19 protein-coding genes are annotated in these 21,356 nt (G+C 72.4%); 8 read left to right on the top strand and 11 right to left on the bottom strand.

Annotated elements, in window-relative coordinates:
• Window positions 1–173: 173 nt before the first annotated feature.
• On the bottom strand, window positions 174–1,139 hold the full coding sequence (locus tag ACPPVO_RS11090; RefSeq protein ID WP_426511119.1) for a GlxA family transcriptional regulator: 966 nt from the start codon (window positions 1,137–1,139) through the stop codon (window positions 174–176).
• 131 nt (window positions 1,140–1,270) lie between these two features.
• Between ACPPVO_RS11090 and ACPPVO_RS11085 the strand changes: the two genes are divergently transcribed.
• The gene (locus ACPPVO_RS11085) at window positions 1,271–2,200 is read left to right on the top strand and encodes an NADP-dependent oxidoreductase (protein WP_426511118.1); all 930 of its coding nucleotides are present in this window, start codon (window positions 1,271–1,273) and stop codon (window positions 2,198–2,200) included.
• Between the two features lie 103 nt (window positions 2,201–2,303).
• Here the strand turns inward: ACPPVO_RS11085 and ACPPVO_RS11080 are convergent, their stop codons facing one another.
• The 9 genes from ACPPVO_RS11080 to ACPPVO_RS11040 form a co-directional block, all read right to left on the bottom strand.
• Window positions 2,304–3,005 (bottom strand): ABC transporter ATP-binding protein, encoded by a 702-nt coding sequence (locus ACPPVO_RS11080; RefSeq protein ID WP_426511117.1) that lies wholly within the window; start codon window positions 3,003–3,005, stop codon window positions 2,304–2,306.
• Entirely contained in the window at window positions 3,002–3,703 is a 702-nt protein-coding gene (locus ACPPVO_RS11075; protein WP_426511116.1) for an ABC transporter ATP-binding protein, read from the bottom strand. The genes ACPPVO_RS11080 and ACPPVO_RS11075 overlap by 4 nt, the downstream gene beginning before the upstream one ends.
• A 41-nt stretch (window positions 3,704–3,744) precedes the next feature.
• Window positions 3,745–4,797: a branched-chain amino acid ABC transporter permease gene (locus ACPPVO_RS11070; protein WP_426511115.1), complete on the bottom strand. Its 1,053-nt coding sequence runs from the start codon at window positions 4,795–4,797 to the stop codon at window positions 3,745–3,747.
• Entirely contained in the window at window positions 4,794–5,660 is an 867-nt protein-coding gene (locus tag ACPPVO_RS11065) for a branched-chain amino acid ABC transporter permease (RefSeq protein ID WP_426511114.1), read from the bottom strand. The genes ACPPVO_RS11070 and ACPPVO_RS11065 overlap by 4 nt, the downstream gene beginning before the upstream one ends.
• A gap of 4 nt (window positions 5,661–5,664) precedes the next feature.
• Window positions 5,665–6,852, bottom strand: coding sequence for an ABC transporter substrate-binding protein (locus ACPPVO_RS11060; protein WP_426511113.1), 1,188 nt, complete (start codon window positions 6,850–6,852; stop codon window positions 5,665–5,667).
• A gap of 22 nt (window positions 6,853–6,874) precedes the next feature.
• Window positions 6,875–7,453, bottom strand: a complete 579-nt coding sequence (locus ACPPVO_RS11055; protein WP_360383502.1) for a GTP-binding protein — start codon at window positions 7,451–7,453, stop codon at window positions 6,875–6,877.
• Complete coding sequence (locus ACPPVO_RS11050) at window positions 7,450–7,842, bottom strand: roadblock/LC7 domain-containing protein (protein WP_426511112.1); 393 nt, start codon at window positions 7,840–7,842, stop codon at window positions 7,450–7,452. Before ACPPVO_RS11050 ends, ACPPVO_RS11055 begins: the two co-directional genes overlap by 4 nt.
• Window positions 7,843–7,899: 57 nt before the next feature.
• Entirely contained in the window at window positions 7,900–10,698 is a 2,799-nt protein-coding gene (locus ACPPVO_RS11045) for a nitrate- and nitrite sensing domain-containing protein (RefSeq protein WP_426511111.1), read from the bottom strand.
• Window positions 10,699–11,166: 468 nt separating this feature from the next.
• Window positions 11,167–11,766: an aldolase/citrate lyase family protein gene (locus ACPPVO_RS11040; protein ID WP_426511110.1), complete on the bottom strand. Its 600-nt coding sequence runs from the start codon at window positions 11,764–11,766 to the stop codon at window positions 11,167–11,169.
• Between the two features lie 96 nt (window positions 11,767–11,862).
• On the opposite strand from ACPPVO_RS11040, the gene ACPPVO_RS11035 reads away from it, so the two are divergent.
• The 3 genes from ACPPVO_RS11035 to ACPPVO_RS11025 all read left to right on the top strand — a co-directional run bounded on the left by ACPPVO_RS11035 (window position 11,863) and on the right by ACPPVO_RS11025 (window position 14,089).
• The gene (locus ACPPVO_RS11035) at window positions 11,863–12,303 is read left to right on the top strand and encodes a hemerythrin domain-containing protein (protein ID WP_426511109.1); all 441 of its coding nucleotides are present in this window, start codon (window positions 11,863–11,865) and stop codon (window positions 12,301–12,303) included.
• Window positions 12,304–12,358: 55 nt separating this feature from the next.
• On the top strand, window positions 12,359–13,228 hold the full coding sequence (locus ACPPVO_RS11030) for a helix-turn-helix domain-containing protein (RefSeq protein WP_426511108.1): 870 nt from the start codon (window positions 12,359–12,361) through the stop codon (window positions 13,226–13,228).
• Between the two features lie 294 nt (window positions 13,229–13,522).
• The gene (locus ACPPVO_RS11025) at window positions 13,523–14,089 is read left to right on the top strand and encodes a TetR/AcrR family transcriptional regulator (RefSeq protein ID WP_426511107.1); all 567 of its coding nucleotides are present in this window, start codon (window positions 13,523–13,525) and stop codon (window positions 14,087–14,089) included.
• A 100-nt stretch (window positions 14,090–14,189) separates the two neighbouring features.
• Here ACPPVO_RS11025 and ACPPVO_RS11020 read toward each other — a convergent pair whose 3' ends face one another.
• Window positions 14,190–14,924, bottom strand: a complete 735-nt coding sequence (locus ACPPVO_RS11020; protein ID WP_426511106.1) for a TetR/AcrR family transcriptional regulator — start codon at window positions 14,922–14,924, stop codon at window positions 14,190–14,192.
• 226 nt (window positions 14,925–15,150) lie between these two features.
• Between ACPPVO_RS11020 and ACPPVO_RS11015 the strand changes: the two genes are divergently transcribed.
• From ACPPVO_RS11015 to ACPPVO_RS11000, 4 genes are all read left to right on the top strand, one after another.
• Window positions 15,151–16,497 carry a tetratricopeptide repeat protein gene (locus ACPPVO_RS11015; protein WP_426511105.1) on the top strand — a complete coding sequence of 449 codons (1,347 nt, stop codon included), beginning with the start codon at window positions 15,151–15,153 and terminating at the stop codon, window positions 16,495–16,497.
• 102 nt (window positions 16,498–16,599) lie between these two features.
• Window positions 16,600–19,173: a fibronectin type III domain-containing protein gene (locus tag ACPPVO_RS11010; protein WP_426511104.1), complete on the top strand. Its 2,574-nt coding sequence runs from the start codon at window positions 16,600–16,602 to the stop codon at window positions 19,171–19,173.
• Window positions 19,174–19,251: 78 nt separating this feature from the next.
• Complete coding sequence (locus ACPPVO_RS11005) at window positions 19,252–20,178, top strand: AAA family ATPase (protein ID WP_426514603.1); 927 nt, start codon at window positions 19,252–19,254, stop codon at window positions 20,176–20,178.
• A 4-nt stretch (window positions 20,179–20,182) separates the two neighbouring features.
• On the top strand, window positions 20,183–21,292 hold the full coding sequence (locus ACPPVO_RS11000) for a DUF58 domain-containing protein (protein ID WP_426511103.1): 1,110 nt from the start codon (window positions 20,183–20,185) through the stop codon (window positions 21,290–21,292).
• The last annotated feature ends 64 nt before the right edge of the window (window positions 21,293–21,356 follow it).

Here is a 21,356-nt window from a genome sequence, read left to right as displayed (position 1 = left end):
CGCGTTCAGGGCGGCCGGGTCAGGACGGCCGCGCCGGGCGGCGGTGCCGTCGTGCCGCAGCAATGGCATGCGTTCCGCCACGAGGAGATAGTCGCGAGCCCGGCGCACGACCTACCGCGCGAAACGCGCACGCGAAGTTGTCGCTTCGACCAAGTTGGAGCGCCCGGCCGCGGTCAGTCGGTGCGCCGGAAGGTGGTGCGGTAGGCGATCGGCGACACACCCAGCGCCGCACCCATGTGCAGCCGCAGCGACGCCCCGGTCCCGAACCCGGCCGCCGCCGCCACCCGATCCACGGACCAGTCGGTGGTCTCGAGGAGCCGCCGCGCGTACGAGACACGCTGCCCCGTCAGCCACTGCAGCGGCGTGGTCCCCACCTCCTCGCGAAAACGCCGGCTGAATGTGCGAACGCTCATGCGCCCGTGCGCGGCCATGGACGTCAGCGACAACGGCTCGTGCAATCGCTCAAGCGCCCATGCACGAATCTCGGCGGTGCCGGTCGAGCCGGTGGTGGGCACGGGCCGCTCGACGTACTGCGCCTGCCCGCCGTCCCGCCACGGCGGCACGATGCACAGCCGCGCCACGCGGTTGGCGACCTCGCTGCCGTGGTCGCGCCGGACCAGATGCAGACACAGATCGACACCGGCGGCCACCCCGGCGGCGGTGAGCAGATCGCCGTCGTCGACGAACAGCACGTCGGGCCGCAGATCCACGCCCGGGAACGCGGCCCGAAACCGCGCCGCACGGTTCCAGTGCGTGGTCGCCGGCCGCCCGTCGAGCAGCCCGGCCGCCGCCAGCGCGAACGCCGCCGTACAGAACGACACGATCCGCACACCACGGGGCAGTTCCGTGAGCGCGGTGGACAGCAACGGCGGAAGCCACTGTTCGCCGGAGTCGTCCGAGCAGCCGACGAACGGCGGGATCACCACGGTCTCGGCGGTGGCCAGGAGCGCCCGCCCGTGCGACACCGCGACCGTGAAGTCGGCATCCGTGCGCACGAGACCGCCGCCGTCGCCGTCGTGCAGCCCGCACGTGAGCACCTCGTAGTGCGGCGCGGCGGTGCCGAAGATGCGCACGGGAATGCTCAGTTCGAACGGATACACGCCGTCGACGGCGAGCACAACGACACGATGCGGACCCATGGCCGGATCTTTCCATATGTTGGCAATCCGGCCACTCGATGCCCGGCGCGCGGACCCGCAGGATCGTCTGCATGACAGCGTCATTGGAGACAGCAACGTCCGGCCGCGCGCACGATCGTGCAGGTTTGTCCATGCGAGCGATCGCTCAGGACGTGTTCGGCGGGCCTGAGGTGTTGCGGGTCGTTGAGCGGCCGCGGCCCGAGGCCGGATTCGCGCAGGTAGTAGTGCGCGTTCGTGCAACCAGCGTCAACCCGACCGACTTCTGGCACCGGTCGTCCGGCGGCCTCCACGGGCGGATCGTGCCGCTCGGCTGGGACGTCTCCGGCGTCGTCGAGGCCGTCGGGCCCGGCGTCACCCTGTTCGCGCCCGGCGACGAGGTGTTCGGGATGCCGCGCCAGCCGGAGCCCGCCGGCACGTACGCCGAGTTCGTCGTCTCGCCCGCCCGCCACCTCGCGCACAAGCCCGCCGCGATCTCCCACGAGGAGGCGGCGGCGCTCCCGCTGGTGTCGCTGACCGCCTGGCAGGCCCTCGTCGACGTCGCCCGGGTCGAGCCCGGTCAGCGCGTACTCGTCCACGCCGCCGGCGGCGGGGTCGGGCACGTCGCGGTACAGATCGCGAAGGCTCTTGGGGCGGAGGTGATCGGCACCGCGAGCGCGGCCAAGCGGGACTTCGTCCGTGACCTGGGCGCCGACCGGGTCATCGACTACGCGGAGGAGGACTTCGCGGAGGTCCTCACCGACGTCGACGTGGTGCTCGACGCGATCGGCGGCGAGTACGGCCCGCGCTCCCTGCGGACCCTGCGCCCGGGCGGCCTGCTGGTCTCGCTGGCGTCCCCGGCCGAGGCCGCGCTGACCCCGATCGCGGCCGAGCAGGGCCGCCGAGCCGTGTTCATGGTCGTCGAGGCGGACCGCGCGGGCATGGTCGCGATCGCCGACCTGGTCGAGCGTGGCCTCCTGCGCCCGCGGCTGGACACCGTGTTCCCGCTGGCCGAGGTGGCCGAGGCCCACGAGCTGGGCGAGCGCGGCTCGACCACCGGCAAGATCGTGCTCACGGTGACGTGATCGGCGATAGGCGCCGAAATCCGACTTAAGCCCCGTCAGGCGAAAAATCGTTTATGTCGTGGCGCGCCAGCGCCCGACATAAGCGCAGGCCAGACGGCGACGGTCACGCGTGGGTGGCGACGCTCAGCACATGGTCGGTCAACGACGGGTCCGCTCGCAGTTCGGCCGCCGTGTGCGTCCCTGCTACCACGCCGTCCGCCAGCAGGGCCACCCGGTCCGCGACCGCCAGGGCGTGCTCCGGCTGCTGCTCGACCAGCAGCACCGTCAGGCCTCCGCGCGCCAGCTCGGCCACCACGGCGCGGACGCGGTCGGCCAGGTCCACGGCCAGGCCCTCGCACGGCTCGTCCAGCAGGAGCACCGTCGGCTGGGTCAGCAGTGCCCGCGCGATCGCGAGCATCTGGGCCTCGCCGCCCGAGAGCTGGTCGCCGCGGTTGCGCATGCGCTCCTGCAGGCGTGGCAGCAGCTGCAGGACGCGGGCCTGGTTCCACTCGCCGCGGCGGCGGGACAGGCTCAGGTGTTCGGCGACCGTGAGGCTCGGGAAGACGCGGCGGCCCTGCGGTACCAAAGCGATGCCCGCCCGGGCCACGCGGTGCGCCTGGCGGCCCGCGAGCTCGGTGGCGTCCAGGGCGACGCGGCCGGCCCTGGGCTTGATCAGCCCGCAGATGGTGTGCACGAGCGTGGTCTTGCCGGCGCCGTTGCGCCCGAGCACGGCCAGGGCGGTGCCGGTCGGCACGGTGAGGTCGACGCCGTGCAGGACGGTGCCGCCGCCGTACCCGCTGTGGAGCCCCTGAACCGTCAGCGTCACGGTGTCACCCCCGCGTAGGCGGCCTTCACGTCCGGCGAGCGCCTGGTCTCGGCGACCGTGCCGGTGTGGACGTGGCGGCCGGAGTGCAGGACCGTGACGTGGTCCGCGAAGCCGTACACCAGGTCCAGGTGGTGCTCGACCAGCAGCACCGCGACGCTCTTGGGCAGCTCGGCGAGCAGGCCCGCCAGCAGCTCGACCTCCGGCGGGGCCAGGCCCGCGGCCGGCTCGTCGAGCAGCAGCAGCGTCGGCTCGCCGGCCAGGGCCATCGCGAGCTCGAGCTGGCGGCGCTGGCCGTGCGACAGGCTGCCCGCGCGCACGCCTGACACGTCGGCCAGGCCCACGGCGGTCAGGTACTGCTCCGCGCCCTTGCGCAGGCGGCCCCACGGGCGCCGGGCGGCCACAAGCACGTTGTCCCGCGCGGTGAGCGTCGGCCACACGGCGGGGTGCTGGTGTGTGCGGCCGATGCCGAGACGGGCGCGGCGGGCCGGGCCGACGCGGGTCACGTCGCGGTCGTTGAAGTGGATGCGGCCCGTCGTCGGGCGCTGGGCGCCGGCCACGAGGTTGAGCAGCGTCGACTTGCCGGCGCCGTTGGGGCCGATGAGGGCCCGGCGCTCCCCCGGGGCCAGCTGCAGCGCGACGCCGTCGAGGGCGGCCAGGTCGCCGTAGCGCCGGCCCAGGTTCTCCACTCGAAGAATCAAAGACGTAGACCTTGTCTCCGTCTCGGTGTCGTTCGACTTCGTCATCGGGCCGCTCCCGGCTCGGAGACCGTCTCGCCGGCCGCGACCGGGCCGCGGGGGCCGGGGATGCGGGCCGCCGGCGGCGGGTCGGACGGCGGCGCCGGGCGCGGGCGGGGCCGGAGGCGGTTGAGGAAGGACAGCGCCGCGTGGTCGCCCAGCAGGCCGTTGGGCAGCAGGTACACGCACACGACGAACAGCAGCCCGAGCAGCAGCGGGGCGTGCCCGGCGTCGGCCACCCAGTCACGCGTCGCGACGACCAGGCCCGCGCCGATGAGCGCGCCGACCATCGACGTCGCGCCGCCGATGACCACGGCGAGCAGGATGAGCGCGGCCACGTCGAAGCCGCCGTCGCCCGGGGAGACGTACGACTGCACCGTGAACAGCAGTGCGCCGGCCACGCCGGCCAGGGCGCCCGCGGCGACGTAGACGACCGTGAGGTACCCGGCGACGGGGTGCCCGCTCGCGCGCATGCGGCGGGCGTCGTCGCGTGTGGCGCGCAGCAGGGCGCCGGCCGGGGAGCGCAGCACCAGCAGCACGAGGCCGACGAGGACCGCGACGACGGTGAGGGTGTAGAGGTACTTCGACGCGTCGGTGTCCAGGTCGACCAGGCCCGGCGCCGGGGTCACGCCGGTGAACACCGTGATCCCGTCGGTGCCGTGGGTGATCGACTTCCAGCGCCCGGCGACGGTCGAGGTCAGCTCGCCGAGGGCCAGCGTGATCATGAGGACCACGACGCCGCGGGCGTAGACCACCAGCGGGGCGGTCAGCAGGGCGAACAGCGCCCCGGTGCCGGCCGAGGCGAGCAGGTGCACGATGCCGATGGTGTGGCCGTGTTCCAGCAGGAGCGCGGTGGTGTACGCGCCCACGAGGAACGGCGCCGTCTGGCCCAGCGTGGGCAGGCCGGCGACGCCCGTGAGCAGGGCGACGCTCACCGCGAGCAGGCCGATGATGAGGATGCGCGTGAGCATCCCGGTGGCGTAGCGGTCGAGGGTCCAGGCGAACGAGACCAGCAGGGCGAGGACGCCCAGCGTCAGGAGGTACCGCAGAAATCTCATGCCGCCCGTCCCGACGGGAGCAGGCCGCGGGCCCGGGCCGCGAGGGCGAGCGCCATCGCGCCGAACAGCGCGAAGGGGGCGATGGTGGGGAAGTTCGCGACGCCGACGGTCTGGATCTCGCCGACCGCGAGGGCCGCGACCAGGGCGCCGGCGATGGAGCCCATGCCGCCCAGGACGACCACGACGAGGGAGAGCATCAGCACGAGGTCGGCGGTGCGCGGGCCGGGGCCGATGACCGGGGCGCCGAGCGCGCCCGCCAGGCCGGCGAGGGCGCCCGCGCCCGCGAGCACGCTGGTGCGCACGGTGAACGGGGAGACGCCGAGCATGGCGACCATGTCGCGGTCGTCGACCGTCGCGCGCACGAAGTGCCCGGCCCGGGTGCGGGTCACCACCAGGCCGAGCGCGGCCGCGATGAGCGCGGCGACGATGATGAGCGCCAGCCGGTACCCCGGGTAGCTGTGCCCGGCCAGGTCCACCGGCCGGTCCAGCGTCTGGGGCACGGTCACGGGCAGGTCGTCCTTGCCGAACAGCGCGGTCAGCCGGTCGCCGATCACCAGCGCGACGCCGAACGTGAGCAGCGCCTGGGCGAGGTGGCCGCGGCCGGCCAGCGGGACGAGCAGCACCGAGAGCAGGGCGCCCCCGAGGCCCGCGGCCGCGGTGCCGACCAGCACCGCGAGCGCGAGCGAGCCCCAGCTGCCGTCGCTGATCTCGGCGGCGGCGTACGCACCGAACGCGAAGAGCGTGCCGTGCGCGAGGTTGAGCACGTCACCCACGCCGAAGGCGAGGGTGAGCCCGGCGGCGACGACGAAGAGCAGCAGGCCGTAGGCCACGCCGTCGACCGCCGGGATCAGATACGCGTCCAAGGAACTACTGGCCTACCGTCGCGAGGTCCTGCACCAGCGTGTTCGCGAGGGCACGGCCGTCGTTGCGGACCTGACGCAGGTACCACTTCTGCACCGGCGCGTGGTTCTTGCCGAACTGCCACTGGCCGCGCGGGCTGGAGATCTGGCCCAGCTTGCCGACCTGCTCGTTGATCGTCTCGGCGGTCACATTGCTGCCGGCCGCGGCGATGGCCCGGTCGAGCACGGCGGCCGCGTCGTAGGAGGCGACGGCGTACGTGGTCGGGGTCGCGTCCGGGAACTGCGCGCGCCACGCGGCGACGAACTTGCGGTTCTCCTCGTTGTCGAGGTCGGGCGAGTAGTTGCAGGTGGTGAAGACGTCCTTGGCGGCGTCGCCCTCGGCCTGCAGCACCGAGCCCTCGGTCAGGAACGCGCCGTACAGCGGGATGTCCTTGATGTCCGACTGCTTGTACTGCTTGACGAAGTCGATCGCGGCCTTGCCGGCGTAGAAGGTGTAGACGGCCTTCGCCCCGCTGGACTTGATCTGGCTGAAGTACGGCAGGAAGTTCGTCGTGGTCGGGAACGGCGTCCACAGCGTCTTGCCGCCGGTGTTGGCCGACTGGCCGCCGATCTTGGCGAACTCGTTGGTGAAGCCGCCGACCTCGTCGTAGCCACCCTGGTAGTCCGGGCCGATCGCGAAGACCGGGCCGTTGACCTTGTCCTTGATGTACTGCGCGATCGACTGGCCCGGGTCCGAGGACATGAAGCTCGTCGTCCACACCCCGTTGAGGTCCTTGAGCTCGGGGCGGCCGTTGGAGCCGATCAGCGGGATCTTCGCCTGGGCCAGCAGCGGCGCCACGGCGGCCACCGAGCCACCGCCGACGATGCCGGTCATGGCGATGACGCCGTCCTCCTTGACCAGCTTGGTCGCGGCCGGGACGGCGGTCTGCGCGCCGTCGCCCTCGTCGCCGACCTTGAGGTCGATCGGGTGGCCGCCCAGCTTGCCGTCGTGCGTCTTGAGGTAGAGCTCGAAGCCGTTCTTGAGGTCGGTGCCGACGGCCTGGTACGTGCCGCTCAGCGAGCCGAGGAAGCCGATCTTCAGCGTGGACGCCGCGCCGGCGCTGTCGGACTTCGCGTCGTCCTTGGCGCACCCGGCGCCCGCGAGCACCAGGCCGGTGGCCAGCGCGATGCTGAGCAGTCGTCGTTGCAGGAACATTATTCTCCTTGAGGGGGGGTTTCTAGCGGCGAGCGCCGGCGCGCTGCGCGAGGGCGTGCTCGGTCACGGCGACGAGGATCTCCTTGGCCGATGCCCGCGACCGCACGTCGGCGTTGAGCATCGGGACGCTGCGGTGCACGGCCAGCGCGTCGCGGATGTCCTCGAGGTGGTAACGCGCCGAGCCGTCGAAGTTGTTGACGGCCACGACATAGGGAAGGTGCCGGTTCTCGAAGTAGTCGATGGCGCCGAAGCAGTCGGCCAGCCGCCGTGTGTCGGCGATGACGACCGCCCCGATGGCGCCGCGGCACAGCTCGTCCCACATGAACCAGAACCGCTTCTGCCCCGGGGTCCCGAACAGGTACAGGACCAGGTCCGAGTAGAGCGTGATACGGCCGAAGTCCATCGCCACCGTGGTGCTGCCCTTGTCGGGCACCAGGGAGGCGTCGTCGTGCGCGAGGCTGGCCGCGGTCATCACAGCCTCGGTCGTGACCGGCGGGATCTCGGAGATCGCGCCGACGAGCGTGGTCTTGCCCGCGCCGAAGCCGCCCGCGATGATGATCTTGACTGCGGTCGGACGTCCACGCCTGTGCGGATCGGTCACGACGGGCCCCGCACCGCGGGTGTGAGCGCGTCGCCGATCCGGTTGGCGAGCTCCGTCATCTCGTACGAGACCTTGCCGACGTCGGCGTTGGGCGAGGCGAGCACGAGCATCGACGCGCCGTCGCTGAAGGCCATGCAGAACATGAAGCCGCCGTCGAGCTGGGTCACGTTGGAGATGACCTGGCCGGCGTCGAAGAACCGCGCGGCGCCCGCGAGGAGGGCGACGAGACCGCTGCCGGTGGCGGCGAGCTGGTCGGCCCGGTCCCGGGGCAAGGCCCGGGTGTGGGCCAGCACGAGACCGTCCGTGGAGATCGCCAGCGCGTGGCTGACGTCGGGGGTGCGGCTCGCGAAGCTATCCAGCAGCCAACCGAGATTACTCGGGTCGGTCACAGACGTGGTCCTCTCCAGCTGTTGCATATACATCCCAACGGTTCCCCCCGGAGCCGATCAGCCTTGCGGGCGTCGGTTCGCGACGCCTCGTGCGTACGCCGACATCGCCGCGGCGACCCGCGAGGGGTCCCGCTTGGGCGTGCCGGTCGGGATCGGCGCGCCCGGGCGCTGCTGGGTCGGCTCGGCCGCCCCCGGCACCAGGTGCCGCCCGGCCGCGCGGACCGGCAGGCCCGCCGCGGTGGTGTCGCTGACCTGCGGCGTCGCGGCCTCGGCGGCGGCGCGCCAGCCCGTGTCGGCCGAGCTCTCCCAGTTGCGGGGCTCCGGCGCGGCCGGCGCGGCGCTCGCGGCGGCACTGGCGCCGACGCCCACCGGCGCGAGCTCCGGCTCCAGCCCGGGCGGCGTCTCGACGTGGAACCAGCCGCTGACCGAGTTGAAGATCGGCAGCTCCATCGGGTCTTCCTCGGCCGAGGCGAGGATCGACGGCACCTCGGGCTCCGGCAGCGGCGGCCACATGCCGGGCCCGGGCGGGGCCGGCTGGGCGTGCGACGGCTGGGCCGCGTACGCGGAGGGCTGGTACGCCGACGAATCCTGGTACGACGGGCTCTGGTACGGCTCCGGGTAAGACGTGTCGCGGTAGGGCGACTGCGACTCCTGGTACGGCTGCGTCTGCGGGTACGGCGCGTCGTAGTCCGGCTTCGTGAAGACCTGCGTCGCGGCCGACGCCTCGATCGGGCTGAGCTCCTGGGTCGCCCACTGCTGGGCCGGCACCTCGAACAGGCTCGTCTCGCTCGGCCGCTGCTGCGGCGTGAAGAGGTCGTTGCCCGGCCGGGCGCCGTTGCCGTTGCGCTCGGGGGCCCCGGCGGTCACCGGCGCGAGCTGCGGTCCCCGCTCCGATGCCATGATCGGGCGGAAGACCTCCTTGGGAATGATGATCTCGGCGAGCGTCCCGGTGTGCTGACCCTGGCGAAGAGCAACGCTGATGTTGTACCGCGCGGCAATGTGCCCGACCACGGTGAGCCCCATGGCGCGCACGGCGGCGATGTCGATCGCGGGCGGCTGCGCGAGGAGCTGGTTGAGCTGCTCCCGCCGCGCCGGGGAGAGCCCGACGCCGACGTCCACGATCTGCACGATGACCCGCTCGCCCAGGCCGCGGGCGGTGACCCAGACCTCGGACTCCGGGGGCGAGTAGCCGGTCGCGTTGTCCAGCAGCTCGGCGAGCAGGTGCACGATCTCGTCGACGGCCTCGGCGACGACGGCGACGTCGTCGTCCACGCTGCCGAAGCGGACGCGCACGTAGTGCTCGATCTGGGAGATGGCGGCCTGCAGTACCTTGCCCAGCGGGGCGTCCTCGCGCCGGACGCGGGCGGCGCCGGAGCCACCGAGGACCAGGAGGCTCAGGTTGATCCGGGCCATGCGGGTGGCCAGGTGGTCGAGCTGGTACAGCTCCTGCAGCCGGTCCGGGTCGGTCTCGTCGCGCTCGACCTTGTCGACCTGGGCCAGTACCGCGTCGACCAGTCGCTGCTCGCGGCGGGACAGATGGACGAAGATCTCGGCGACGTTGGACCGCATGACGGCCTGCTCACCGGCGATCTTCACCGCCTCGCGGTGGACGGCCCGGAAGGCCTGGGCCACGTCGGCGACCTCGTCGGAGCCCGCCACCACGAGGGTCGCGGACGCCCGCTCGGCGACCTCGTCCGGGTCGACGGTGCCGGGGGCGGCGGCGCGCAGCTCGGCCACGACGGAGGGCAGCTGGTCGTACGCGACCGTACGAGCGGCGTCCTGCAGGTACCGCAGCCGCCGGGTCAGGCGCCGGGCGACGAAACCGGTGAGCACGATGGCGACGAGGAGTACGACCACCACGCCCGCGGTCTGCAGGGCGGCCCGGGTCATCTGGTCGTCGTGCACGACCGTGACGGCCTGCTCGATGTTCTCGTCGACCTGCTGCTCGACCTGGTACAGCAGGCCCTCGTAGCCGGACATCGCGTTGATCCAGGCGGCCGACTCGAAGCCGATGCGCTGGCCGGGCGCGGTGCGGCCGACCTGGTCCTGCAGCCGCTGGGCGGCGATGACCTGGTCGCCCATACCGGCCTGCTCGTACCAGGTGCGCCACTCGGCCGGGGCGAGCTGGTTGAAGGCGACCGACTGCTCCGTGAAGCTCGTGCGGGTCGCGGTGATCTCCTGCTGCAGCGCCGGGGTCAGCTCGCCCGCGGCGATCGCGCGGAGCACGGCCGCCTGCTGCTGGCCGATGGCCTCGGCGGCGCGGGAGAGCGCGGCGGCGGCGCGGATCTCGTCGGCCAGGTCGGTCGGGGCGCCGGAGCGGGCCACCGACTCGCGGTACTCGAGCAGGTCGGCGATGGCGATGCGGTAGCTGAACGCGACGGCGGAGACGGAGGCCCGCTTGTCGTTGCGCACCTGGTCGCGCAGCTTGGCCAGGGCCCCGAGGTCGGCGTCGATGCGCTTGAGCGTGTCGGACTCCCCGCCGCCGGCGAGATTGTGGCGCTGGTCGCTGTACTTGTGCACCGCGTCGTCGGTCAGCATCGACTGCTGCTGGAACGCGTCCTGCTGGGTCGCCTCGTTGTGCAGGACCACGTTGACGGCCGCGGCCCGCTCGCGCTGCAGCGCGTGGGCGAGGCCACCGGCGTCGGTGGCCAGGGCGGAGAGGTCCTGCAGGGTTCGCGCCCGGTTCACCTCCTGCACGGTGGAGATGAACGCGACGCCGGCGAAGACGACGACCGCGACCAGCGGCAGGGCGACGATGAGGCGGAGCTGGTCGACGATGCGCCGGCCGGCACGCTGACCGGAGCGGCGGTCGTCCGGGCCACGGCCCGGGGGCAGCGGCTCCTCGCGGCGGGCCACGGCGGCGGTATGGCGGGTAGGCCGGCGCTCGGGGCTCTGCCGCGGGTCGCGACCCTGCCGTTGGGCGGGCACGGGCAACGAGCTCTGGCTTTGGGTCACGAAAAGTCCCCGCAGGCATCCGAGATTGACAATGCGCGTCGAACGCGGGCCGAACCGGAACGGGCAAGTGGCCCAATCTGTGGCTGTCGCATCGACGTTGTGCACAATCACAGAGCGGCCGATCCGTGTCAATACCGACGTACCCGATCGAGCGACGAACGCCTGTATCTCGCTCATCCGTTCGCCGTCAGGACATCAACCCGTACGGACCCAAACGGCTGCCCCGGACGGATTTCCGACTGATGTCTTCCGATATGAGCAACCCCTGTGTGACGTTAACTTTACGTTGCCGCAATAATCACAGAATGCATTGTCGACATTACGCGGTGTTACCAATTGTCGCGAAGAAATATGTTTCCCCGACAATGTTCATGTAGAGGCAAAGATCTCGCCGGCCAGCCTCAGCTGCCCGTCGTCCGCGCAGAGCCGCCCGCCGAAGCCGAGCCGTGCCAGGGCCGCGCAGGACTCCGCAAACCGGCCCTGATCTGGACATTCGTCCGCCACCGGCGCGCCGATGCGGGCCGCCGCGCTGGCCACCACGACCGTCGAGCGCAGCCACAGCAGCTCCCCCTCGTCCGGCCCGGGCGCCATGCGCAGCTCCGCGCGCAGCGCCGCCTCGCCGAGCAGCAGCCGGCTCACCCTCGGGGCCCGGGCCAGCTCGGCCGCGCCGAGCACGCCGGCCGCCGTCTCCAGCGCCGGCATCACCGCGATCGTCCCGACCGGCAGGCCGACCGCCTCCTCGGCCTCGGCGAGCGCGGCGGCGAGGGCGGCCAGCTCCGGCGCCGAGCACGCGGCGGCCGCGCACACGCCGGCGAGCCCGGGAGTCACGACCGCGCGGGTGGCGCGCAGGCCGGCCTCGCCGGGCGGGAGCCGCACCCAGCCGCCGGGGCCGTCGGGCCGGTCGTCGGGCGGCCCGGCCTCGCGGAGGCGGGCGGGGCGGGCGCCGGCGACGAAGAGGTACGAACCCATGCCCCGATCTTCGGGGCCGCGGGCAGTTTCGGCCATTCGGCCGCGCCACCGGCCCGTCCCGCGCGACCGTGGAAGTTGACGATCCAAGGAGGAGACATGGCTTCCGACGCCGTCACGCTGATCACGAACGACCACCGGATGATGGAGCAGCTCTTCGACCGCCTGCGGGCCGCCGACGGGGACCGCCAGCTGCTGCTGGACGAGTGCGCGGCGCGGCTGACCGCGCACAGCCACGCGGAGGAGCAGCAGGTGTACCCGCAGCTGCCCTCGCCCGACGATGCCCACCGCGGCGCCGACGAGCATCACGAGGCCGAGCGGCTGCTGCACGACCTGCAACGCATCTCGCCCGAGGGGCCGGACTTCGAGGACAAGCTCGAGGAGTTCATCGCGGCGGTACACCACCACGTCGAGCACGAGGAAACCGTGCTGCTGCCCGGTTTGCGCGACGCACTGACGCCGGAACGCCTGAACGAGCTGGGAATGGCGTTCGAGGAAGTCCGCATCGCCGAGCTCGCGGTGGCCGGTATCCGGGTGTGAATCCGGCTCCACCCCGCTTGCCGATTGGCGGGCCTTCGGTACAGTCGGGCTGGTCATGGTCAGTCTCGGCGTCCTATCCGGGGACCCTGTCGGCGCGGCGCGCCTCAGCGACCTGCCGGTCGGGCGTTCGCCCCTGCGGACCGCGAACCACGTGGTCATCCTCGTCAGCGCCGGGCAGGGCACGCACGCGGTGGACTTCGTGACGTACGCCTGCCGCCCCGGCACCTTGCTGTGGGGCCGTCCGGGCCAGGTCCACCAGTTCGGCGGCCAGATCGGCTTCGACGCCACGCTGCTGATGTTCTCGCCGGCGATCCTGCCCGAGCTGCCGCTGCCCGAGCTCGCCACCGACCCGTTCGCGCCGGCCTGCTGGCAGCCCGCGGGCGAGGACGAGGACGCGATCGTGGCCGAGATCGCGCAGATCGGCGTCGACCAGGTCCGCTTCGGGGGCACCGCGTTCGGCGCGAACCTGCTCGCGCACTCGGTCGCGGTGCTGCTCATGCGGATCTCGGCCCTGGCCCCGGTACCGCGCCGAAGCCCCGCCGACCTGCTCATCGGGCAGCTGCGGCGGGAGCTCGAGCGCGAGGTACGGCACCGGCGCGTCGAGGACTACGCCGAGCAGCTGCGGTGCTCGGTGCGGACCCTCACCCGGGCGAGCCTCGCCGTGACGGGCCGCAGCGCGAAGCAGCTCATCGACGAGCGGGTGGCGCTGGAGGCGAAGCGGGTGCTGGCGACCAGCAACCTGCCGGTGTCCGACGTCGGGCGGCAGCTCGGGTTCGAGGAGCCGACCAACTTCGGCCGCTTCTTCGCTCGCGAGACCGGGCAGTCGCCGGGCAGCTTTCGCGCGGCGCTGCAGCGGTCGCCGGCGCCTCGGGTGCCGCATCAGCGGTCGGCGTTGCCGGGTCGTCTGACGCCTCGTACGGCCTGAGCGTTCAGGTTTATCGATATGTCGGGCGCTCCGCGCCGCGACATATCGGATTTTTCGCCTGACGGGGTATATATGTGGTATGTCGTGGCGCGGCCGCGCCCGACATATCGGGTATGTGCCGGGCGGGCGGGCTGAGCTGCATGAACGTGCACGACCGGCTCGCCCCAAGTGCCAGACGTTGCCGTTCAGCACGACGAGATGCACGACGAGATGAACATCCGTGACCGCCCGCCGCGAGCGGCTGACCAGTCGTCGCGGGGGCGTGCGTACGTACCAGTCGGTACGCTGTACGGCATGAACGCGCGCGACCGGCTCGTTGCCAGTGCTCAGGAGCTGCTTTGGGAGCGTGGGTACGGCGGTACCAGTCCCAAGGCCATCCAGGACCGGGCCGGCGCCGGGCAGGGCAGCATGTACCACCACTTTGCCGGTAAGGCCGAGCTCGCCGCCGCCGCGCTCGGGATCACCGCCGCCGCCGAGCGGGAGCGCGCCGAGAGCATTCTCGGGGGTGAGGGGCCGGCGCTGGAGCGGATCGTCGCGTACCTGCGGCGGGAGCGCGACGCGCTGCGCGGATGTCCCATCGGGCGGCACGTGGCCGATCCCGAGCTCGTGGCCGATCCGGCGCTGCGGGCGCCGGTCGAGGAGACGTTCGCCTGGCTGCGCGATCGGATCGCCGGCATCGTCGCGGCCGGGCAGGAGTCCGGGGAGCTGCGGGCCGGGGCCGATCCGGTGGCGGTCGGGGCGGCCGTGGTGGCCACGGTGCAGGGGGGCTATGTGCTCGCGCGGGCGGCCGGGGCGCAGGAGCCGTTCGACCAAGCGTGCGAGGGAGCGGTACAGCTGGTGAGCGCACTGAGGTTCTCGTAACCGAACCGTCACGCGCGCGTACCATTTTTCGGCGATGGAGTAATCGCATCCGCAAGGTGAAGTAATTGGTACAGGAATGCGCCGCGGTGCAATTCCGGCATTACGGGCTGATTGTGCACTCCGCGGGCTTGGCCGGGGTCTTTGCCGGGGATTCGCTGCCCAGCTCCAGCGCGGCCTCTTCGCGGCCCACGAACGGCACCAGCGTGAAGTAGCTCAGGGTCGGCAGCAGGGCCGGGAGTTGCTCGACGCGACCGGCGGCCACGTATCGGTACACCGTGGCGTAGATGCCGCCGACGATGGTCTCCACGAGCTCCTCCGGCATCGGTACGTCCACGGCGCGCGGGGCCTCGGCGAAGAAGCGGTCGAAGCGGCGCAGCAGGCGGGCGCGCTCGGTGCGCCCGTGCGGGCCGGCCGCGTCGATCTCCACGACCGCCATCGTCGCGAACGCGGGGAGTTCGGCCAGTACCTGCAGCATGACCCGCAGCGCGGCGCGGGCGCCCTCGCGCCAGGCCGACTCGTTGCGGTACGCGTCCTCCATGATCTTGAGCAGGAGGTCGGTGCCGTGGCGGTACGTCGCGATCAGGGCGTCGTCCTTGCCGGCGAACAGGGCGTAGAAGGCGGGGCGGGTCACGCCCGCGGCGCGGCAGATGTCGCTGACCGTGGCGTTCGCGTAGCCCTTCTCGGCGACGGTGTGCACCAGCGCGTCGAAGAGCCGCTCGCGCTGGTTGGCCGCGATGACCTCGGGCGGGACCCGGCTGGGGCCGCGCTTGATCGCCCGCGCGGGGTCGCGGCCCGCACGCGCACCCGGCAGCTGGCCCAGCGATTCGGTCGCCATGGAACAAGTATCCGTCGATCAGCCGGACGGGGCGCGGCGCCGACCGTGCGGAAACGCCTTGGCGACAAGTATCCGACGAGACGCCGAACGGGGCGCGGCACCGGCCGAGCGGATGACAACGGCGGCGAAAGCATCGGCCGGGCGGATGACACCGTTCGGCCGCGATCATGGGAGTTGGGTGACACCGGGTGGCGGGCACCCCACCCGGCAGTGCAGAGTATCCGGCGTGTCCTCGTCCGCCCAGTTGGCCAACGCCGTGCAAGGCGCGAAAGCAATCGCCGCACACGGGGACAAACGGGGTGCGCTGAACCTGCTCGACCAGGCCGTCGACGCCGCGATCCGGACGCTCGGGCCGGACGACCCCGACGTGCTGACCGCCACCGCCCAGCTCGCGCGGTACCACGTCGCGATCGGCGAGCTCAACGACGCGCGGCGGGTGCTCGAGGAGGGGCTCACCGCCGGGTACCACCGCCTCGGCGACGGGCACGCGGTCATGCTCGCGCTCTCGTTCGAGGTGGCCCGCGTCGCCGATGAGCTCGGGAACGTGTTCGAGGCGAAGCGGCGGTACAACCAGGTCGCCAAGCTGGGGCCCCAGGCGCTCGGCGCCGGGCACCCGAGCGTGCGGGCCGCGCGGGAGTACCTCGGGCTGCCCGAGCCGGAGGGCGAGATCCACGTGCCCGCCGCGCCGCCGGTCGTCTTCGACCCCGTCACGCCCCCGCCCCGGCAACCGCTCGACGACCGGCCGATCTTCCGGCCCGAGCCGCGCGCAGAAGAGCCGCGAGCAGAAGAGCCGTACGGGGAAGCGCCGTACGCGGAAGCCGCGTACGCGGAAGCGCCGTACGCGGAAGCGCCGTACGCGGAAGCGCCGTACACGGAAGCGCCGTACACGGAAGCGGAAGAGCCGGACGAGGACGAGGAAGAGGACGACTACCAGCCGGCGCCGTGGCAGCAGGCCGCACCCGGCGTCCTGCAGCGCACCGACTTCCGGCCCGCGCCCGGAACTCCGTGGCCGCCGCAACCGCAACCGCAACCGCAGCCCCGGCCCCAGCCCGCCCCCGTCTGGTCGCCGTCACCGCCGCCGCCCGTGCCTCAGCCGGCGCCCGTTGACGAGGAGCGCGGCCGCCGCTCGCCGATGATCGCGATCGTCATCATCGCCGTCATCGCGGTGCTCGGCGGCGCGGTCGCGGCCGCCGTCGCGTTCGTCAGCGCCGGCGGCAAGGACCCCGGCCCCGCGCCGACGCAGACCGTCGCCGCGCCGGAGCCCGGCCCGGCCAGCGCGCCGCCGTCCGCGGCCGCGCTCGGCGACGGCCGCGCCCCGCGGGAACTGCAGCTGCGCGACGACAAGACGAGCGTGACGCTGACCTGGAAGGACCCGACCAAGGGCACCGTGCCGTTCATCGTGGCGGGCGGCACCGAGGGCGCCGTGCGCGAGCTGCAGGGGCTGCCGGCGGGCACGACGAAGTACACGATCAACGGTCTGAATCCGAAGCTGGACTACTGCTTCACCGTGGCGGCCGTCTACGGAACGCAGGACGTCCAGCTGTCGGACCTGGCATGCACGAAGCGCAAATAGTGCAAAGAGTGCGGCAACTACAGTCCGTGACCGGGTATCGGCCACTCATCGACGGGAATATGATGAGCGCCGGTTTCGGGAGGGGGCCGGGATGGTGAGCAGATGCGTCTGAACCTGCGTTCGGGCCGCAGCGGTGCGTTGGTCACGGGTGGCACGATCGTCGCCCTGGTCGCGGTGCTGGGCCTTACGCTCTGGGGCACGGGTTCGGCGAACCATGCCGTCGCGAGCTTCGACGTCAGCGCCTGGCTGTGGAGCGCCGACAAGGGCGAGGTCGCCCGGGTCAACGGCGTCACCGGCAAGGTGGACACCCGAACGAAGATCACCGACGCCCAGGGGCACACGATGCAGGTCACCCAGAGTGACCGGTTCGTGATCCTCCGGGACCTCAACACGGGCAAGGTCAGCGTGCTCGACCTGTCGAGCCTGACCCTGGGCGCGACCACGCAGTCGACGCCGGGCCTGGGCGTGACGGTCGCCGTGCACGACGACACCGCCTTCGTCATCGACACCGTGCAGGGCCAGGTCCGCCAGCTCGACCCGACGACGCTGCTGCCGGTCGGCGAGACGCTGAGCTTCCCGCCGGGCATCTCCGGCGGCGCGTTCGACGACAGCGGCCGGCTGTGGCTGCTGGTGCCGTCCGAGGGCACGGTCGTGGCGATCGACGCGGCCAAGAGCAAGCCCGCCTCCCCGGGGGGCGGCCAGGGCGGCGGGTTCGCCGGCGACCCGGTGAAGGTCAAGACGGTCGGGGTCGCCGACCCGAGCCACGACCTGGCGCTGTCCATCCTGGACACCGGCGTGGCCGTGCTGGACAAGACCGCCACGACGCTGACCACCCTGCAGGGCGACGCGGTGAAGAAGGTCCCGCTGAAGCTCGACGGCGAGGGCGGGATGCCCGACCGGACGGTCGGCGGCGACGTGCCGGTGACCGTGGTCGACGGCGGCCACGTCTACGTGGTGAACAACGACAAGGTCAGCGACTTCAAGGTGCCGGGCGACAGCCCCCAGCTCAAGCCGTGCGTGGCCTGGTCGGGCCGCTTCTACTGCGCCGACGACGCGACCGGCACCGTCTACGTCCTCGACGGGCAGGGCAAGGCGCTCGACCCGATCCGCATCCAGGCCGGCGGCAAGCCGCTGGAGATCGAGGTCCGCGAGGACCGCATGTTCATCAATGCGCCCGGCGGCTCGACGGCGCGGGTCGTGGACGCCAAGAACCACGTGACAACTGTCGACAAGTACGCCAACGACGTCCTCGGCGGCGACGCCCCGCCCGCGCCGCCGCCCCCGCAGCAGACCAAGCCGCCGGTCGGGCCGCCCGGCGCGCCGGCCCGGGTCAACGCCGTGGCCGGCAACGCGACCGCCCGCGTCACGTGGACGGCGGCCCCGCCCAACGGCGCCGCGGTCACGAAGTACGTGGTCGAGGGCGACGGGCAGCCGCCGCACGAGGTCGGGGCGACCCAGCGGGCGCTGGACATCACGGGGCTGACCAACGGCCAGACGTACAAGTTCACGGTCTATGCGGTGAACGCCAAGGGCAACGGGCCGAAGAAGGCCGCCAACCCGGTGGTGCCGACCCGCGACGTCCCCGACGCCCCGGTGAGCGTGGCCGCGACGGCCAACCCGGACGGGACGGTCGCGGTGACATGGCCGGCTGCGAACGGGCAGGGACACAAGATCGCCAAGTACGTCGTCACGACCGTCGGCACCGGCGAGTCCAAGACGTTCGAGTCGGCGCAGCCGCAGTTCACGGTGCCGGCCGGGGAGCTGGCGTACGGCACCCAGGTCGCCTTCAAGGTCGCCGCGATCAACGACATCGGGGGCAGCTCGCCGCAGTCGCCGCTGAGCCCGTCGGTCGTGCCGTTCAACAAGCCGGGCACGCCGACCGGGCTGACGGTGAAGGCCTCGACGACCAAGCGCGGCACGGTGGTCGCCACGTGGAAGGCGCCGGCCGACAACGGCTCGCCCCTCACCGGGTACGAGGCCACGGTCAACGGCACCAAGTCGACGATCGGCACCGCCCTGACCCACGAGTTCACCGGGTTCAAGGACGCCGAGGCGGTCACGGTCCAGCTGCGGGCGGTCAACAAAGCCGGTCAGAGCGCCCCGGCCAGCGGCTCCGGCACCACCTTGGCCGCGCCGAAGATGACCGTGAGCGGCGACTCCGCCGCGCTTAACTCGATCACGGTGCGCTTCACCGCGACCGACGGCGGCTCGCCCGGCACCTGCACGGTCGAGGTCGCCGGCGGCGGCAGTGCGAGTGGCGCGTGCTCGGGCTCGCTGACGGTGAACGGGCTGTGGCCCAACACGGCGTACTCGTACACCGCCACGATCACCAACGGCGCCGGCATGACCGCGAGCGGCACCGGGTCGGTCAGCACGCCGGTGTACAAGGGCACCGTCATCTGCAACGACCCGAGCTACTGCGGGAAGACCGCGAGCGGCGGCGGCATCTGGGTGTACAAGGCGCCGTCGCAGTCCGGCTCGGGCATCGGGGACGTCTTCAACGGCGAGAGCTACACCGCGATCTGCCAGACCAACACCAGCGTGAGCATCAACGCCGAGCCTTACGGCGGCAAGAAGAGCACGCAGTGGATCAAGATCAGTTTCATGGGCGAGAACTACATCCCCTACGCCTGGTTGAATCTGCCCAGCGGCACGGGGCCGCTGAAGCAATGCTGATGGAGCACCGTGATCTCGCCTGAACAGCCCACGCATCAGGGTCCACCGAGCAGCGAGGAGGTCGGCGCCGCGGCCGAGCTGGTCGGCCGGCTCGCGCGCAACATCGAGTCGATCGTGCTCGGCAAGCCGCACGTCGTGCGGCTGACCATGACCGCGCTGCTGGCCGAGGGGCACGTCCTGCTCGAGGACGTGCCCGGCGTCGGCAAGACCACCCTCGCGCGGGCGATCGCGGCCAGCGTCCAGGGCCAGTGGCGGCGCATCCAGTTCACGCCCGACCTGCTGCCCTCCGACGTCACCGGCGTGACGATCTTCAACCAGGCGACCCGCGGCTTCGAGTTCCACCCGGGCCCGATCTTCGCGAACATCGTCATCGCCGACGAGATCAACCGCGCCTCGCCGAAGACCCAGTCGGCGCTGCTGGAGGTCATGGAGGAGCGGTACGTCACCGTCGACGGCGTCCGCCACGGCGTGCCCCGCCCGTTCCTCGTCGTGGCCACCCAGAACCCGATCGAGATGGACGGCACCTACCGCCTCCCCGAGGCCCAGCTGGACCGTTTCCTCATGAAGCTCTCCGTGGGGTACCCGGCCGAGGCGGTCGAGATCGAGGTGCTGCGCGGCTCCGTGAACCGCTCCCCCGAGGCCCTCGACCCGGTCACCGACACCCCGGTCGTGGCCCAGCTCGTGCGGCTGGCCCGGCGCGCGCACATCGCCGATCCGCTGCTGCACTACGCGGTGAAGCTCGCCAACGCGACCCGCTCGCACCCGCAGATCCGCATCGGGGTGAGCCCGCGCGGCGTCATCGCGCTGACCCGGGCCGCGAGCGCCTACGCGCTCACCGACGGCCGCGGGTACGTGGTGCCGGAGGACCTCAAGGTCCTCGCCGAGCCGGTGTTCGCGCACCGGCTGCTGCTCGCGCCCGACGCCCAGGTGCGCGGCGTGGCCCCGGCCGACGTGGTGCGGCAGGTGCTCGAGGCGGTGCCCGTGCCCTCCCCCGTCGCGGCCTGAGCCGATGCGCCTCACCGCCCGCGGGGCCGGGTTGTGCGCGGCGGCCGTGGTGCTGCTCGCCGTCGGTCTGGTCTTCGGGTACCGCCACCTGGTCGTGCTCGGCACCGCGTGCGTGGCGTCGCTGGTCTTCGCGGCCGGGTACGTCTGGTGGCGCCCGCGGCTGACCGTCGCGCGCGGCGTGGAACCGGACCGGGTCATGCGCGGCGAGTCGAGCACGGTGACGCTGAAGGTCGGCAACACGAGCCGGCTGCGGGGCGCCACGCTCGTCGCGCACGACCGGTGCGGGCCGGTCTCGGTGCCGGTACCGCTGCTGCGCCTCAAGGCCGGCGGCGAGACGACGGCGCAGTATCCCGTGCCCACCGCCCGCCGCGGCGTGGTCGAGATCGGCCCGCTGCGCGTGGTGCGCCGCGACCCCCTCGGGCTGATGGCGCTGGCCCGCGCCTACGGGGGAACGGCGCAGGTCTGGGTGTACCCGCGCGTGCACCGCCTCACCGCCGTGCCGACGGGCATCACGCGCTCGCTCGACGGGCGCGACGACCGGGTCCCGCACGGCACGATCACCTTCGACACGCTGCGGGAGTACGTCGTCGGCGACGAGCTGCGGCGGGTGCACTGGCGCACGTCGGCCAAGGTCGGCGAGCTCATGGTGCGCGAGCAGCTGGACACGTCGCTGCCCCGGCTGGCGGTGCTGCTGGACGACCGCCGCTCGTCGTACGCGGACCCGGAGCTCTTCGAGTCCGCCTGCGAGGCGGCGGCGTCGCTGGTCATGGCCGCCTTCCACGCGGAGCTGCCGATCGCGCTGCGGCTGCTGTCGGGGCGGGCCGCGTCCGGCAAGACGACCCGGGCGTACCTGGACCTGCTCGCCGAGACGGAAATTTCGGAAATGTCGGAAAATTCCATCGAGGAGCTTCGCACCCAGCGGGTCGGTGACACGCTCATCTACCTCACCGGCGACCCCGACCTGTCCCGGGTCAGCACGCTGCGCACCGCCTACCCGACGCTGGTGGCGGGGGTCTTCGGCGACGAGCGCCCGGCCCTGGAGCGGGTCGTCGTCCTGGCCGTGCGCGACGGCACCGAGTTCGCCGCGGCCTGGGACGGGGTGCAGACGTGGTGAGCCGCACGCGGAACGGCCGCGGCCGTGGTGAGTCGGCGCGTGCGAGGGCGCGCGGCCGACGGGC

It is taken from the genome of Dactylosporangium sp. McL0621 (genome assembly GCF_049995355.1).
GTDB lineage: Bacteria > Actinomycetota > Actinomycetes > Mycobacteriales > Micromonosporaceae > Dactylosporangium.
This window is presented reverse-complemented; position numbering and strand designations above follow the sequence as displayed.

Coding starts and splice junctions, on each gene's coding strand:
- ACPPVO_RS11020 (WP_426511106.1), bottom strand. CDS start 14,924: ATGGCGACCGAATCGCTGGGCCAGCTGCCGGGTGCGCGTGCGGGCCGC.
- ACPPVO_RS11085 (WP_426511118.1), top strand. CDS start 1,271: ATGCGAGCGATCGCTCAGGACGTGTTCGGCGGGCCTGAGGTGTTGCGG.
- ACPPVO_RS11030 (WP_426511108.1), top strand. CDS start 12,359: ATGGTCAGTCTCGGCGTCCTATCCGGGGACCCTGTCGGCGCGGCGCGC.
- ACPPVO_RS11060 (WP_426511113.1), bottom strand. CDS start 6,852: ATGTTCCTGCAACGACGACTGCTCAGCATCGCGCTGGCCACCGGCCTG.
- ACPPVO_RS11070 (WP_426511115.1), bottom strand. CDS start 4,797: ATGAGATTTCTGCGGTACCTCCTGACGCTGGGCGTCCTCGCCCTGCTG.
- ACPPVO_RS11090 (WP_426511119.1), bottom strand. CDS start 1,139: ATGGGTCCGCATCGTGTCGTTGTGCTCGCCGTCGACGGCGTGTATCCG.
- ACPPVO_RS11010 (WP_426511104.1), top strand. CDS start 16,600: ATGCGTCTGAACCTGCGTTCGGGCCGCAGCGGTGCGTTGGTCACGGGT.
- ACPPVO_RS11035 (WP_426511109.1), top strand. CDS start 11,863: ATGGCTTCCGACGCCGTCACGCTGATCACGAACGACCACCGGATGATG.
- ACPPVO_RS11040 (WP_426511110.1), bottom strand. CDS start 11,766: ATGGGTTCGTACCTCTTCGTCGCCGGCGCCCGCCCCGCCCGCCTCCGC.
- ACPPVO_RS11025 (WP_426511107.1), top strand. CDS start 13,523: ATGAACGCGCGCGACCGGCTCGTTGCCAGTGCTCAGGAGCTGCTTTGG.
- ACPPVO_RS11000 (WP_426511103.1), top strand. CDS start 20,183: ATGCGCCTCACCGCCCGCGGGGCCGGGTTGTGCGCGGCGGCCGTGGTG.